This window comes from Neobacillus sp. DHD-1R, from assembly GCF_057747995.1.
Window position 1 is genome coordinate 2,981,835 of sequence record NZ_CM173232.1, and the last position, 15,256, is coordinate 2,997,090.

Annotated in this window: 13 protein-coding genes and 1 pseudogene; 3 read left to right on the forward strand and 11 right to left on the reverse strand. The window is 36.2% G+C overall.

Annotated elements, in window-relative coordinates:
• Positions 1-266: 266 nt before the first annotated feature.
• A complete protein-coding gene (locus AC3ANL_RS14410) occupies positions 267-650 on the forward strand; it encodes a DUF1398 family protein (RefSeq protein WP_488325130.1) in 384 nt (127 codons plus the stop codon).
• 196 nt (positions 651-846) lie between these two features.
• Here AC3ANL_RS14410 and AC3ANL_RS14415 read toward each other — a convergent pair whose 3' ends face one another.
• The 7 genes from AC3ANL_RS14415 to AC3ANL_RS14445 form a co-directional block, all read right to left on the reverse strand.
• Positions 847-2,064 carry a YecA family protein gene (locus tag AC3ANL_RS14415; RefSeq protein ID WP_488325131.1) on the reverse strand — a complete coding sequence of 406 codons (1,218 nt, stop codon included), beginning with the start codon at positions 2,062-2,064 and terminating at the stop codon, positions 847-849.
• A 240-nt stretch (positions 2,065-2,304) separates the two neighbouring features.
• Complete coding sequence (locus AC3ANL_RS14420) at positions 2,305-2,511, reverse strand: hypothetical protein (RefSeq protein WP_488325132.1); 207 nt, start codon at positions 2,509-2,511, stop codon at positions 2,305-2,307.
• Between the two features lie 415 nt (positions 2,512-2,926).
• Positions 2,927-3,058 (reverse strand): hypothetical protein, encoded by a 132-nt coding sequence (locus AC3ANL_RS14425; protein ID WP_488325133.1) that lies wholly within the window; start codon positions 3,056-3,058, stop codon positions 2,927-2,929.
• A 100-nt stretch (positions 3,059-3,158) separates the two neighbouring features.
• The gene (locus AC3ANL_RS14430; protein WP_488325134.1) at positions 3,159-3,662 is read right to left on the reverse strand and encodes a DinB family protein; all 504 of its coding nucleotides are present in this window, start codon (positions 3,660-3,662) and stop codon (positions 3,159-3,161) included.
• 303 nt (positions 3,663-3,965) lie between these two features.
• Entirely contained in the window at positions 3,966-4,154 is a 189-nt protein-coding gene (locus AC3ANL_RS14435; protein WP_488325135.1) for a hypothetical protein, read from the reverse strand.
• 141 nt (positions 4,155-4,295) lie between these two features.
• Positions 4,296-5,087, reverse strand: a complete 792-nt coding sequence (locus tag AC3ANL_RS14440; RefSeq protein WP_488325136.1) for an NAD-dependent protein deacylase — start codon at positions 5,085-5,087, stop codon at positions 4,296-4,298.
• 491 nt (positions 5,088-5,578) lie between these two features.
• On the reverse strand, positions 5,579-7,486 hold the full coding sequence (locus AC3ANL_RS14445; protein ID WP_488325137.1) for a 3'-5' exonuclease: 1,908 nt from the start codon (positions 7,484-7,486) through the stop codon (positions 5,579-5,581).
• A 234-nt stretch (positions 7,487-7,720) separates the two neighbouring features.
• On the opposite strand from AC3ANL_RS14445, the gene AC3ANL_RS14450 reads away from it, so the two are divergent.
• Positions 7,721-8,116: an ABC transporter ATP-binding protein gene (locus AC3ANL_RS14450; protein WP_488325138.1), complete on the forward strand. Its 396-nt coding sequence runs from the start codon at positions 7,721-7,723 to the stop codon at positions 8,114-8,116.
• Between the two features lie 1,244 nt (positions 8,117-9,360).
• Here the strand turns inward: AC3ANL_RS14450 and AC3ANL_RS14455 are convergent.
• Positions 9,361-10,146 (reverse strand): caspase family protein, encoded by a 786-nt coding sequence (locus AC3ANL_RS14455; protein WP_488329730.1) that lies wholly within the window; start codon positions 10,144-10,146, stop codon positions 9,361-9,363.
• 217 nt (positions 10,147-10,363) lie between these two features.
• On the opposite strand from AC3ANL_RS14455, the gene AC3ANL_RS14460 reads away from it, so the two are divergent.
• A complete protein-coding gene (locus tag AC3ANL_RS14460) occupies positions 10,364-10,972 on the forward strand; it encodes a hypothetical protein (RefSeq protein ID WP_488325139.1) in 609 nt (202 codons plus the stop codon).
• A 263-nt stretch (positions 10,973-11,235) separates the two neighbouring features.
• Here AC3ANL_RS14460 and glgA read toward each other — a convergent pair.
• The 3 genes and pseudogenes from glgA to AC3ANL_RS14475 all read right to left on the reverse strand — a co-directional run bounded on the left by glgA (position 11,236) and on the right by AC3ANL_RS14475 (position 14,839).
• Positions 11,236-12,681: pseudogene (glgA, locus tag AC3ANL_RS14465) on the reverse strand (glycogen synthase GlgA).
• The gene (locus AC3ANL_RS14470; protein ID WP_488325140.1) at positions 12,678-13,703 is read right to left on the reverse strand and encodes a GlgC family sugar phosphate nucleotidyltransferase; all 1,026 of its coding nucleotides are present in this window, start codon (positions 13,701-13,703) and stop codon (positions 12,678-12,680) included. Before AC3ANL_RS14470 ends, glgA begins: the two are co-directional and overlap by 4 nt.
• 32 nt (positions 13,704-13,735) lie before the next feature.
• Positions 13,736-14,839, reverse strand: a complete 1,104-nt coding sequence (locus tag AC3ANL_RS14475; protein ID WP_488329731.1) for a glucose-1-phosphate adenylyltransferase — start codon at positions 14,837-14,839, stop codon at positions 13,736-13,738.
• Positions 14,840-15,256 lie beyond the last annotated feature (417 nt).

Genomic DNA, 15,256 nt, shown 5'->3' on the forward strand with positions numbered 1-15,256 from the left:
TGCTAATTGGCAAATGTAAAGCAAGATACATATACATCCTTTGTACTATTTATTTAGTGCAAGGATTTATTGCGAGATAGTGATTACTTTATGGAAAAGCATCCTCCTAAGGAGAAATCTCTTTAGGAATTTCGATATCCATTCCATTATGGTATATACCCCTTCCTAACTGTATAATTCATTTGCACCAAAATACTAACATTATTAGCATAAGAACCTTCAGTACGGTTAAAATGAGAAGAACATTACTAGTTGGAGGAACAATCATGAATGACAAACAAACGGAGAAAGAGCTGCATGACATTATTGAAAGAAGAAGCACTGGAAAGACAAGCTTTGCGGAATTTTTGGAAGAATTATCAACTATCGGTATTATTCAATACAGAATTGATGTTGCTACTGGTGAAGCCACTTATAAGGGCGAGCAGTCAGAGATAAAAACAAAACCACAAGTAAACTTTGTCATTTCCAGTGACTTTAATAGAAATCAGGCTTTACAAATAATCAGGAACATAACGATTCCCTTTTTAGACTTTCTTAGAGAGATAGCTAACGCCGGAATTACAAGTTATAACGTAAACATTACCGAAAAAAAAGCCATTTACGTGACGAGTAAAGGTGAACAAATAGTAGAACCGCTTCAGCTTTAAGCGATCACGGTGGCAGGATCAAATCGGGGAATATTATGATAATAACCACGTATCAAATGGATCCGCGGTTGATTTCTCTTCCACCATAACTGAAGAAGATGATTCAATAACAAAATAAAACAGGGATGAAGAGCATTCACCACTGTTTTTAATAAATTCCATAACTAATCTAGTAAGTCCCTATCCCTTTTTTCATCTATCTCCCACAACACTTTTTATATTTCTTCCCACTTCCACAAGGACATGGTTCATTCCGTCTTACTTTTTTTCTCGTTGTAAAGTCAACAACATTGTTCTTATTATCTGGTAATGGCAGTAATGCTTTTCGCTCATGTACCAATAATTCCTCGGATGTATATCCTTTGAGGAACCATTGTCTGGTGTTATTCATGAGCTGCATGATTTCTTTCATGCAAGCAGTCAGCATAGTTATAGTTTTGAATTCCAATCTGCTTTGCAGCAATTGAAGAATTTGATTGGGTTTCTCACCAATATTAAACGCATATACACATTCTTCGACAATAGCATCAGCTTCTTGGCTGCTGATTTCAAAGTTTTGAGTTAAAAAGTGAACAAATCCATTATAACTGGCGTTCCGTTCTCTATATTCAGGTTCACCGGCACGAAGTAATTGTTCTCGAGAAAATGGGAAAAATTCTAGATCATTTCTCACTTGATGTTCACGTTTTACTTTTTCTGGTTCAAACACTCTAATATTAGATAATCCGATATGGTCCATGCGAATTTGCTGATAATATTGGCCTGCTTGTTCCACGACTGATAAATATTCTGAAACATTGACATGTCCATTCATGTATTTTTCTAGTAACATGATTAATTCATCAATCGTCAGAGTTCCATAATAGTAAAGGAATCCTTGCGTAAGTTTGATCCATTCCGTATTTCTACGGCAAATTGACGTAAGTTGCTGGTCATTCTCTTGAATGAACTGATTGTTAACTAATTCCTCTGGCATACCTACAATCCTTTTTCCTTCATACAATCCTGTAAAGAGAATGCCGCAGTTGCGAAAATATTCTAATTGATGTGCTGCTAATGGCGGAGCTTCGATTACTCCGCCTTGCCGTATTATTTTTTTGATCAAGGAATAACGCTCTTGGTCCATATTGGTCAATATTTTTTCCATTGAAAGTGGAATCTGTTCACTTATTAATTCTACTAATTCCCCTTTTTTCAAATGGCTGGCGTTTTTTATCTCTAACCGTTTTCTACTATCATTTAGTTCATCTTTTGAAAGCCTTGTGAGTACATCCTTTAATGTAAAAGGAACAGAAAGATCGCTCCACAATTTTAATTCCCGTTTTAGTTGCTTTTTTCGAGTCACATCTTTTAATTCCTTAAATGCGCCTAGTACTTTGTCAACCGTTTCTTGATCTAAGTTGTTAATACTCATGATGTCCACCTCTGAAAATATTGGTATGTATATAAAAAATAATAGATAGAGATCTCTATTCATTAACCAATGAGCTCTCTTAATCTATGGTTATTATATCAGAAAGAAATATATTTGTTTTCCTAAACACTTGGACCCATGATAGTCTCTCTTTAACAGTGTTCTATACCTGTTAAAATAAAAAGCGAAATCAGATGATGATTTCGCTTCAAAATGATCCACTCTAAAAAGAGTTTCAGTTTATTTTTCAATCACTTCTACGGATGAAATACGAGTAGGGTTGATCACTATTTTCTCATCGTGATCCAAATATACAAGCGTATTATGCAAGGCTCTTTCTCCATTTGGTAACTCATTAAAAAATGGACGAGTGAAGTCATTAAGAGAATAATTCTTTTCACATATTACGTACTCTTTTCCTGAGTCCATTACCACTTTAATTTTCAATTTCCCCCACTCCCAACTTAAATATTGTTCCTATTCAATAATTCTATAGCATTAGGGAAAATCCTCTTGGATATAAAGCATCTAAAAGGAAAAAAACGGCAGACCCAACAGGTAAGAGTTTTTCTCAGTCAATAACCCTCACTACCTCATTTTTATATGTGGAACATGTCCCTTGAATCAGAATTCCATTCTCAGCTGCATCGATAAGGTTTTTCCATAATTCATCAGCTTAGGTTTCTCGTGCAATTTCCCAGCCTTTATCGGTAAAAACTAGAAGCGGAAGTTTATAATCATATTCAATCGCTAAATATGATGAAGATTCATCCAGATCCAATTGAGGTTGCTCCTTTTTTAAAAGGTAAAAAGCCTCGGCATGATCCGAGACTTTTTTCCAAAGTTATTGTTATGTTGGCGCCTAGTCTTTTTCGTAGGCGATCACCACTACATCTTTTTGTGATTGCTCACTTAATTTTTCTTCTAATGATTTAATTTCATTGATTAAATGAGAAGATAAATCAGCTGCAACATATTCCTTCTCTCTGTCCATTATCATCGCTCCTTTTGACTTATTATTTGTCATTGTAGCGAAAATATTATCTATTTTTATTCACTGCAAGATTATTCCTTAATGAGTGAAGAAACATTCTCTAAATAGTTGGAGCTTCCATTCCCATTTGCGCCCATCCTTCTCTAGTGGGCCCGTAAATCCCAGGAACTCTTACTCCAGCCTGGCGCATAAGAACCGTCATTTGCCCGCGGTGATGAATAATGTGTTTGACAAGTAATAGTAGCGTTGCAGCCTTCGGCATTGTCCTTCCAAACACATTCACCTCTTCTGTCAGAGAGGAGTCAGTCCATTGTTCCTTTACAGCGTGGGCCGTGTCGGTACTGACTCGCCTAAATACCCCTGCAATTTCCTTCGCCGATTGAGGAACGGTTTCAGCGCTTTCGACGGTTGGAACCTTGAAGCCAAACTCGATTAGCATTCCGGCTGTGCCGGTCACAATATGCCAGGCGATCCTCCCTAATGTCCGATCATCTGAAGTAACTTGTTGCTGCAAGGAACTATCCGTTAACGCATCTAATACGTTTTGAGTGAAAGCAGCTTCTTGATTCCAATCTTCAATAAACTCAGCTATTGATGAATACATGGATTTAATTCTCCTTTTTTAAAAAATTTTAGGGGCTTGCTACGCCTGATTTAAACCCTTATCTGATTCTATTTGAAACTATTATATGTTCTTTCTATGTATTTCCATTTATCCTATTAAAAATGCATATTTTAAGGAAAACTAAAAACATTGGCATTGGCCAAAATAAAAACTGCACACCAATTTTATGTTAACTTTCAATTGGCGAGAAGTTGTATTTTTATATTTTATAAATGGTTAATTCTTTGTTTTTATATCTTGCACAGATTCCACATCTGTTTTTGGTATAGTTTTATTATTTTATTAAAAGATTTCTTTTATGAAGGTAAAATTGTTAAGAAGCTCACTTTCATTGATCAAAATCCTATTTGTTAAATCTTCGGTTCTCAATACAAACTCTTTGACTCCAATAAATTCTGATTCACTAATCAAGTAAAACTGTGTTCCTCTTTTAAAGCCGTTAAACTTATTTTTTAGTCTATATACCTTCATTCATTAACCTCTAGTGATGAATTAAATTAATTTTTTCTAGTCGGCTCAATCACATGCATTTAGTGATTGAACCTTTCGTTTTGTTCATTTTACTATATTAGCTATCATAACTAAAATAAGAAATTGCTTTTTAATCTGACATTAAAAAAGTGGAGCACCTTTCGATCTACTCAAATTTCGATCAATTTGGGACAATGTCTTTCCTATTAAATCTCGAATAATATATGCTCCCTCAGTGTGATCATAAGGTGTATCTCCCATGTTAATAATGATCAAAGGTACGCCCTTCCTTCTGTATTGGGGGAAGGTAGAAAATGGAGTTACCTTAAGGCTGGTCCCCAAGACTAATATACAATCGGCTTGATCAATACATTGAATGATCGTATTAAATCCCTCCATTGAAAACCAATCACCGGTATCGCCAAACAAAACGACATCTGGTTTGATATAGCGATCCCTTTCCCGTTTGGTTTTACAATTGCTACAGACGTAAAAATCCTCCATTTTTTGCATCCGAGATACCATTTCCTCCGTAGGGTAGATCTTTCCACAATACAAACAGGAAGCTGTTTTCATCGTTCCATGAAACTCAATGACGTTCTGACTGCCCGCTTTTTGATGGAGACCATCGATGTTTTGTGTAATAATATGCTGAACTTTGCCTTGTTTCTCCCACTTTGCCAGTATTTCATGACCTCTGTTTGGGATGGCATCAGGATGATAAAGATGCTCCATCGCAAACTGATAAAACTCTTTTGGATGTTGATAAAAATAGTCAAGGGAAAGAATATATTCTGGCGCCAGTTGATAAACACCGGTTTTGGAGCGAAAATCCTTGATTCCTGATTCTGTACTAATCCCAGCACCTGTCAGTACAACCATGTTCTTGGCGTCTCTTATGAGGTTGATACATGTTTCTAGGTTGCGATCCACTATAAACACTCCTAGTTCATTTGTAATGTTAGGTTAAATCTACTCACTATACGTTCTATTGTAATGAACAGATTCTTAGGTTGTCCAAGAATATACACATCGTTCGATTTCTTTATAAATATTCCATGAATAAACATAGATTTCCCCCTTTTACCTTTTAACAATAAAGTGAAAGTTACCCAATTAAAGGAAAACTAAAACAAAAAGGAGCAGTTTTTAAACCACTCCCCTACTTGAATTTAAATTATATTCTATCTTCCTTTAGTCTGGTTGATTTATTTAAGCTGTTTTCGCAATGTTAGTTGTTTTTAGAACAAATTATATAGCAAATTTTTTGAACGAGCCTTTGGTTCAGACTCTGGTGCATTAATATATTTCTAACCTGTCTGAATGAGTCTTCGCTTCGGACACGGTTAGTTTAAAATCCATCAAACCTGTCTGAATGAGCCTCTAAATAGGGGGAAATAGCAACAATAGTTACGAAAAGATCCTTATTTAATTTTAAGCCGATCACTTTTAGTCTGGCTTCGCTCCAGTAAAATCCGATCCAAATACTGTGTAAACTTCGATTCACCCGAATAGGACAAACATAGATATTCCTTCGCCCTGGTCATTCCAATATAGAACAAGGAAACTTCCCTTTCCTTATCATCCTCAAGTGGAAATGGCATGCAATCGACATTGACGATAAACACAGCTTGGAAATCGAGTCCTTTGCTGCTATCAATCGTACTGATTTTAATCTTGCCATCTTCTTTTTCAAACGATCGCTTGGAGACGTCATTTTCAGTAATCCAATAATAAGGCAGCCCCGCTTCCCCTAAAGCCCGTTTAATGAAATCAACGATGGGGGATTTATGGGTACGTTTGACCCTGTAAAGGATGAGCATCTCATCAAAAGGTACTTTCCTCTCTTCATGCAGCTTGACTATTTGTCTTGAAACTATTCTCATTTCATCAAAGAAATTGGCTGCCTTAATGATACCGGGTTCTGGCCCTTTTCGTTTGGTACTTTGCGGGGCAATAATTTCCCCTTCAAGATTACGATTGACAACCTTATTTTTAAACATGGAATGCTCACGGTAAAAATCCCAGGCAAACTTGACGATTTGTGAGGTATTCCGATAATTAATGGACAATACCTTAGACCTGCCTTGAAAGCTTAAGCCTATATCTTGCAAGTAGGAACGCTTTCTTCGATAAATGGTTTGGGCTCGGTCCTCTACTAACAATAGAGATTGGGTATCAGTATTTATAAGCAAGCTAACAAGCCGCAGCCAATCGGCGTCAAAATCCTGCCCTTCATCAATCAAAATCGCATCATAGGACGGTAAAATCGTTTCTTTTTTCTCAATTTTATCAATGATCTCCGACAAGTTCTGTTCCTTAATTTTTAAATCGTTCTTTAACCAGGAATGAAAATTACGCACGATAATGTTTTGATTATGTATAGCCTTAACGTTCGGATCAAAATCAAATAAGTCCTCTGGTTCATTCATCATATGAAGGATCATTTGCTGGATCGCATTGGAAAGTGAAATATTATAACAAAGAATCAGTATTTTCCAGTCGGGATTTTGTTTGGACAACATCTTTGCCCTGCTGGCCAAAATAATCGTCTTGCCGCTACCGGCCACTCCGCGAATCAACCGATTTTTATCACCAATCTGTTTCGCTAAATTCTCCTGATGAAGATCCATCGTCTTTATATCATGTAGAGATAGCAGCAGTTGGTCTTGGTATGGAACCGGTGCTTTAAATTCAGCACTGATCCGAACCTCAGGAAATAAATGATACCGGATCGCATTAATGTCCTCGAAAGAAAGCGGTTCTTTAAGACGATATGGAACCACAAACATGTTCAAGATTTTTTCCATTAAAACTTCTTCCGAAAAAGCTTCTTTTTCTGGATCAATTTCATCTCTTGTTAAACAGAGATTCGGTTCAATGACAGAATAAAGACCCTCTTCAATAAAATCTTTCGCATACAATCTAGTAAAAACAACACCATGACCATATGGGAATTTTAAATTAAATGTATATTTCCCATCCAATTGAACAAGATTTTTGTCTTTTTTCAATGCATCAACCACATGGAACATATTGTCCCTTGCCTGCTTTATCGGGCTTTTAACGACCACCTGTTCACCAGAAGCAGCCACAATATGCCACTCTTCATGGTTAAGTTGAAACAATGTATTCTTGGTATAATCCTTCACTTCCAATACCACAATCCCAAGATCCGGTCCAATAATCACAAAATCTGGCCTTCTCCCTTGAATTTCCGGTTCATAGTAGACGATATAGTCATCTGGTAGAAAGGTTTTTAGTGTTCGAAAAAACAACCGCTCACCCGCAGTGGCGGAAGATCTAATTGTGTCCGGAATTGTAATCGCCATAATAACCGCTCCAAAATTTGGATTTTTCTCCATTATACTACAATTAGTCAAATCGTCCTAAAAAATTACAGTTTTCAATTATATTTACGGATTTAGTCCCATATCATTAACAATTCTCTACTAAAATAAACAAAATTCACCAAAAGGATTGTTTTTTCATTTTTTTCATTTAATAATAGAATGGATGAATTTCATACATAGAACGTGAGAATAAAAGAAAGTGAAGTGAGGATCTTGCTAAAAGGAATCCTTGAAAAATTATTTACTCCCAATCAGCCTATCAAGAAAGCGGCCGTCAAGCCGATTAGCCAGGCTGAAGTAGAGTCATTAGTCGAGGCAAAAATCAGGGAGCATGCGGCTGCACTACAAACAACTACAAATGACCAACCAATTCAAAAACCACCAATGGACCAAGAGGATTACACTTTAACATCAAAGCAGATTGAATACGCCCTCTCCCTACTTGAAAAAATCAAGCCTGAATTTGAACTAGCGACCGATCCAGCACAATTAACCATTAAAGATTTAAATAGATTAATTGCATATAATCGTTATAAGAATAAAGGCACTCTTGTTAACCTGGTGAAAAAAGGGGTATTGAGAAAAAGTAGTTTTAACATGACCTATTAAAATAACCCCGTATCTACTGAATCCGGGGTTGTTTGACTTTCACCATATCGGAAGGAGATGATTCTATTAGAAAAAACATTGATGAAAATATTCACGGTTTACTTGTGAGGTGCAAAACGTTAAATCAAAGACCTAATCACACAGCAAATAACATAAATTTTATAGCATAAATCACAGTAAATTTCACAGTTAAAAAGGCTTAGAGTTATTTTCAACTCTAAGCCTTTTTGGATTATCTTAATTCACTAAAGCACCCTTTACTTTAAGTAAATTAGTTCACAATATTATTAAGCAAGCTTCCTTTTACTTTCAATAATTAGTTGTGCTGAATTCTATACAGAAAAATGCTTTACAAAAGATATGAAAGGAAACTTGTGCAACTTAGCAAAATTGTAACTGATTTTTGAATTAAAAGCATCTATTTTTGTGATAAGATTGTTAAATGAACTGGGCCTCGACTGTGCGAGACCCGTATAAATTTGTTCTTTATGAGACTATCCCTATTGACCAAGCAGAAAGTTTGCGTCACGTAACAAGTAATTAGCTACGGTGGCATTAATTTGCTTCCCACTTTGTGTTTCAACTAGATTTACGAAGGATTGTAGATGTCTAGAATCAAGTGCTTTTGTCAATGCACTGGATATCCCTCTATTATCTATTAAGCCATTGTTTGTGAATTGAGAAACTAGATCCTTTAAGGAATCTATACTTGTATTTACTTGGATTATTATCGACTGTGTTGCAACGTTCCCGGCGTTATCAGACGCACTATGACAAAGAATGTACCAAAGAATGACATACTGTTTACCACTGTAGTTACATCTGGTGATAAAAGATATAAAACCATACTTTTGAGAAATAAAATGTTATAAAAAATTGATTGACTTTCAATAAGATCAGTCTACTGCAAACGGTCCAGATTAACTCTTGTATTACGTAGTAGACTTATACTACGCAACAATGAAATTTGGAGAGAAAATCCCTTAAATAGTGTATCAGCCATGTATGCTTCCCATGCTTTGGTTAGTTGCACAGCTTGATCCCTCCAATGTATTCTGCTTAAATCAAGGGAATTACCTTAATTTACTGTGAAAAATTCTTTTAGCTAAAAGAAAAACATTCTACTAGATGAAAATGCTATTTTAAGAGCGAGTGAAAAAATAAATTGATTAGAAGAATTACGAAATATATTAAAAGGGATAATAAAGTCAAATGTACTTTATTATCCTCCGTTAAATGACGCTTTAATCTTTAATTTCTATTATTATATTCTCATGGCTAGAATCTAAAATTGCTTTAGGATACTGATCATATCCAAGTTCTTCTTTTGTATATGTGGATACTGCATTTGAGAGGTAATCATTTAAAGTTCTATCAGTAATATATTTATTGCAGTGTATTGCTTCATCTATAGTACCACTAATTGCTTTGACTAAATGATAAGTCCAAATTCCATTTTCCAATTTATCGCTTGAGTATGATTTTTGACCAGGATGGCAAGAAAGGAAAATTGAATAGTTAGGGAAATCATTTGTTAGTAGTAAAAATTCTTCATCATTAAAATTGTTAATTTGACTACGTGTATTTTCGACTTGGAAAGTTTGCGCACATGCATCAATAAAAATTAGTGCATTCTTACATTTCGATGCCTTTAAAGGGTCTATTAGAATTTTTTGTAATGAAACTGAAGTAGCTGCAATATCATATTGGTGTAAATCGTAAGTAGAAAGATAATTTGAAACACCATCATGAAAACCATGTCCTACATAATAAAAAATTAAGCGATCGTTTTCTGTTAGAGAATAAAATAAACTTTTAAACTCATATTCTAAAGTACTTTTTAATGCATCTTCATTACTAATCATATAAATGTTGTCTTCTTCTACACTCATAAATTCAATTAATAACTTTTTAAATTCTTTAGCGTCATTAGTAGCAGATTTTACATCTCGTATTTGATTTCTTGGAGCATAATTTTCTATTGCTATTATGATGGCAATAGTTTTGTCAAATTTAGGGTTATTTAAGATAGGCTTATAATTACTCTATGAAAATAAATTAGAAAGAATTCAATCCATCCATAAAGAAGCAGATGAACCGATTAATTGGATTAAGGTCAGAAGCGCGAGCCCACCCTATAATAAAAATCAAGGACAGATAGGCTTCCATGAACAGGAAGCATTAGATAAGGTACATAATTATAAACCGAATCTGATATCGAAACTATTCAAACAATCCGATAAGGAATTGGAAAAACTCAATAATGAAGTGATAGAAGCAAGACAAAAAGATGAATTGGAATATCGTTCCTGGGAAAGGGACGTTCGAATAGCCACTGAGGTTATAGAAGGAGATATTGATACCTACTTCAAGGTCATCCAAGAATTCAATCCATTAGATGACTTACTTGAATTTGGAAGCGGCTTCGAGTTCTTTGCTGAAGATTCAAAGACGATGGAAATAGAATTTGATGTACATAGTGAAACAGTGGTGCCTAAGGAACAGTTATCATTGACAAAAACCGGAAAAGTATCCACCAAACAGATGACTAAAGGCAAATACTTTGATATCCAACAGGACTATGTCTGCAGCTGTGTATTAAGAATTGCCCGGGATATGTTTGCGCTTCTGCCGTTGGACACTGTTTATATCCATGCAACGGAGAACATGATGGATACCTCAACCGGCTATAATAGAAAGATTATGATCCTTTCGGTAAAAATAGAAAAAAGGACGTTAAACAAATTAAATTTCGACCATATCGACTGTTCGGATGCCATGCAAAATTTCAGTCATCAAATGAACTTTAAGAAGACAGCGGGTTTTAGTGATGTCCAACGATTAACCATTGATTAGTATTTCTTATACTTTGTTGATCTCCCCTTACATATATGGGAATGTTTTATAGAGTTATAATAAGAAGAAATTAAAAAAGACCAGTCATGCGGCAACATGTCCGGTCGAGTAATAGACGGTTCCACTAAGGGGATCGACTATTGTGGTGTGATAATCCACCCGAGCCGTTAACTCAAGTGTGGATTATTTTTGTTTTATAAAAAGTATGGCTTTAAAAAAGGGTGTTACAAACTTATTGCTAGAAAGATCCATTCTTATCATGCTTACTCTATTCCCGAGTTTAGCAGCAGTTCCCTATAGATATCGTTGTATTTCTTCGCGGATTGCAGCCAACTATAATCTTGACTCATCGCATCTTTTACTAACCGACTCCAAATTTCATTTTCCTGATAATAAAAAATAGCTCTTCTAACTGTGTGCAGCATGTCATGAGCATTGAAATTTTTAAAGGTAAAACCGTTCCCATCACCTGTAAACTCATGATAGGATAAAACCGTATCATTCAAGCCTCCTGTTTCTCTGACAATGGGGATGGTCCCATACTGTAAGGCAATCAACTGCCCTAATCCACACGGTTCAAATTGAGATGGCATTAAAAATATATCAGCCCCTGCATAGGTTTGATGCGCTAATACTTCACTAAAACCGAGATATACGCCTATCTTATTGGGATATTCTTGCTCCATTTGGTTAAAAAAGTGTTCATAATGTGAGTCACCTGAACCAAGGATGATGAATTGAAGATCCTCCTTCATCATTTCCCGAAATACATGGAGCACTAAATCTAACCCTTTTTGATTGGTTAAGCGTGTGACCATCGCAATAATGGGTGTGTTATATTTTTCTGGTAAACCGAAATAGTGCTGTAATTCTTGCTTGTTTTTTGCTTTACCCTCTAACGAATCAATATCATATGAAACAGCAATATCTCGGTCTATCCTAGGATTGTAAACCGTATCGTCTATCCCATTGACTATTCCGATCAGCTTATTTCTGTGCTTTCGCAAGAGCCCGTTAAGTCTTTCGCCAAAATAGGGATATTGAATTTCATCTTTATAGGTTGGGCTGACCGTCGTCACCATATCTGAGGCAACAATTCCCCCCTTCATAAAATTGACATCCCCATAAAACTCCAACTGCTCGTTGTTAAAATATTGATGACTTAATCCTAACAGATCACTCATAACCGAATAAGGGAAAATTCCCTGAAATTGCAAATTGTGAATTGTAAATACGGTTTTCATATCCTGATAGATCGGATTCAGTCGATAGTGTGCGTCTAATAAAAAATTAACCATCCCTGTGTGCCAGTCATGGGAATGAATCACATCAGGAACAAAATCCAAATGAGGAATACTCTCAAGAACGGACTTACAGAAAAAAGAGAATCTCTCTCCATCATCGTATTGGCCATATAAAGAATCTCGATAAAAATAATACTCGTTATCAATAAAATAATAGGTAATTCCGTCTTGCGCTAGAGTAAAGATGCCGCAGTATTGGTTGCGCCATCCAAGCTGCACACGAATCTCTTTTTGGAACTGAAATGATTTTTTTAGCTTTTCAGGAATGACAGATTAATTGGGTAAAATAACTCGCACTTCTGTCCCAAGATCTTTTAACGCTTTAGGAAGTGCCCCCGCTATATCAGCCAGGCCACCTGTCTTCACAAACGGAACACACTCAGATACAGCAAATAAAACCTTCATGAATGAGCAACGCCCCTTTTCACGGTACCTTTTTTGACTACAAGAGGAGCTTCGGTTTTTTCCGTCATTTGGATACCATTCCCCACAATGGCATCCTTATCTAAAATAACTCCATCTAGTACACAATTTTCTTCAATTTGACACTTCTGCATGATAATAGAGTTACGGATAATTGACCCTTTTCCGATTTTAACAGCGCGGAAAATAATGCTATTTTCTACATCTCCTTCAATAATGCACCCATTTGCAATGATGGAATTCCTAACCTTTGAACCCTTTTTATACTTTGTTGGCGGCTCATCTTTAACCTTTGTAAGGATGGGATCGTTGTTAGTAAAAACCTGTTTCCATATGGTTGGCTGTAGAAGATCTAAGCTAGATTGATAATAGCTGTGAAGGCAATCAATGTTAGTAATATAACCTGTCCAATCATACCTATTTATTTGAAGCGTATGGCGTTTATCATGCACAACATCAAAAATACTGTAATACCTCTGATCCTTGTATTGTTCAAACAAAGAGAGCAATAAATCCTTGCTCAAAATATAGGTCTGTAATGATTCGCCATCATGAACGACCTCTGTAATATCCGCTCTTGTTTCTAGATGAAAATCTAAAATCTTACAAAAGTCAATCGTTCCGACGGTATAGCAATTGGCAACAACTACGTACTGTTGCTTACTACGCATGAAATAAGTCATATTATTTGCAAAATGAGCAAAAGATCCAAATCTCTCAATCTCCGAATTGCCTTCAGGTGAAAACACAAACAGCCCATCACGCTTTCTGCCCAAGTCCCATTGCTTCCCAGATTCCAAGTGATCCATCAGGGACCGAACCTCTTGTCCGGTGAATATAGCTACATTCGTAATTCCTGAATTCACCATATTGGATAACATAAAATCAATTAATCGATAGCGTCCTGCAAACGGAAGAGAGGCTAATGTACGATGAGCAGTTAAAGTTTGAAATGTGTCAAACTCAGTGGTTGCATTGATAATTCCAAGCATTGAACAAGACAAAAGTATCACCCTTTCTTCTCTTTTTAGTTTTCTTACGATTCTTCACCTGCGTACAGGATGACACCATCCTGCTTTGATGGACGAATGACAGCATGATCTTCAACAACAATTCCTGGGGCGATAATCGCCCTCTCTATTACGGCATTTTTTCCAATTCGGGCATCAGGCATAATAACAGAATCGCGTATCTGACACCCTTCTTCTGCGGATACTCCCTGGAATAAGACAGAATGATGGATGATCCCTTCCACCGTACAGCCTTCATTTATCAATGACTCTTCTATTTGTGCGGACGGGGCAATATATTGGGGCGGCCGGTTTGGATTGGCAGAGTATATTCTCCATTCTCGATCATAAAGATCGAGTTCTGTATCTTCATTTAATAAATCCATATTGGCTACCCATAAGCTGCCCACTGTCCCGACGTCTTTCCAGTAGCCCTTGAATGGGTAGGCGACAACCTTTTTATTTTCTTCCAGCAACAGTGGAATAATATCCTTGCCAAAATCATTGGTTGATTGTGGATTTTTATCATCCATTTCTAGAAAGACTTTTAAAACCGGCCATTTAAAGATGTAGATACCCATGGAAGCTAAATTACTTTTGGGAGATTTCGGTTTTTCCTCGAACTCAATGATCTCTAAATCCTCATTCGTATTCATAATTCCAAACCGGCTTGCTTCTTCCCAAGGCACTTCAATGACAGAAATAGACACATCTGCATCCTTTTCAATATGGTAATCAAGCATTTTAGTATAATCCATTTTATAAATGTGATCACCGGACAGAATGATCACGTATTCTAGATTGTATTGTGTTAAATAATTTAAATTCTGATAAATCGCGTTTGCCGTACCTCTATACCACCTAAGACCGGAGGTTTCCGAATAAGGAGGCAATACGGTTACCCCGCCATACATTCGATCTAAATCCCACGCACTTCCGATTCCGATATAGGAGTGCAAAACGAGGGGCAAATACTGAGTTAATACTCCTACTGTATCAATTCCAGAGTTTGTACAGTTACTTAAAGGAAAATCAATAATTCGATATTTTCCCCCATAGGCAACAGCCGGTTTTGCTTTATCCTTCGTCAGTAAACTAAGTCGGCTGCCCTGTCCACCTGCCAGTAACATGGCCACGCACTTTTTATTCTGTTTCAATCCTTTTACTCCCCTTTCTTGTATTCACAGCTCATAAGATGTAGACTCCAAATGGCGGGATGGTGAGTTCTTGATGTTAGAGCTAGATAATATAGAATTTGCAAACGTTTCCAATTTTCACAATCTAACTCCCACAATGCCTTAGATAGTTGATATAGATTCATCAATTTTTTAAAGTAATCATTCATTAAGCGATATATCTTATTATTGTGTAATACCCAATCTAAATCTTCTAAATCCTTCCATTCATCAAACACTATAAAATATCTAATTGAGCCCTAAGTCTGGTAAAGAATGGAAACAAGGATTCGCAAGAAAATAAAACAACCTCTCCCAACCCTTAATAAATGGGAGGAAGAGGTTGTTTTATTAAAAGAACCGCTTTAGGAC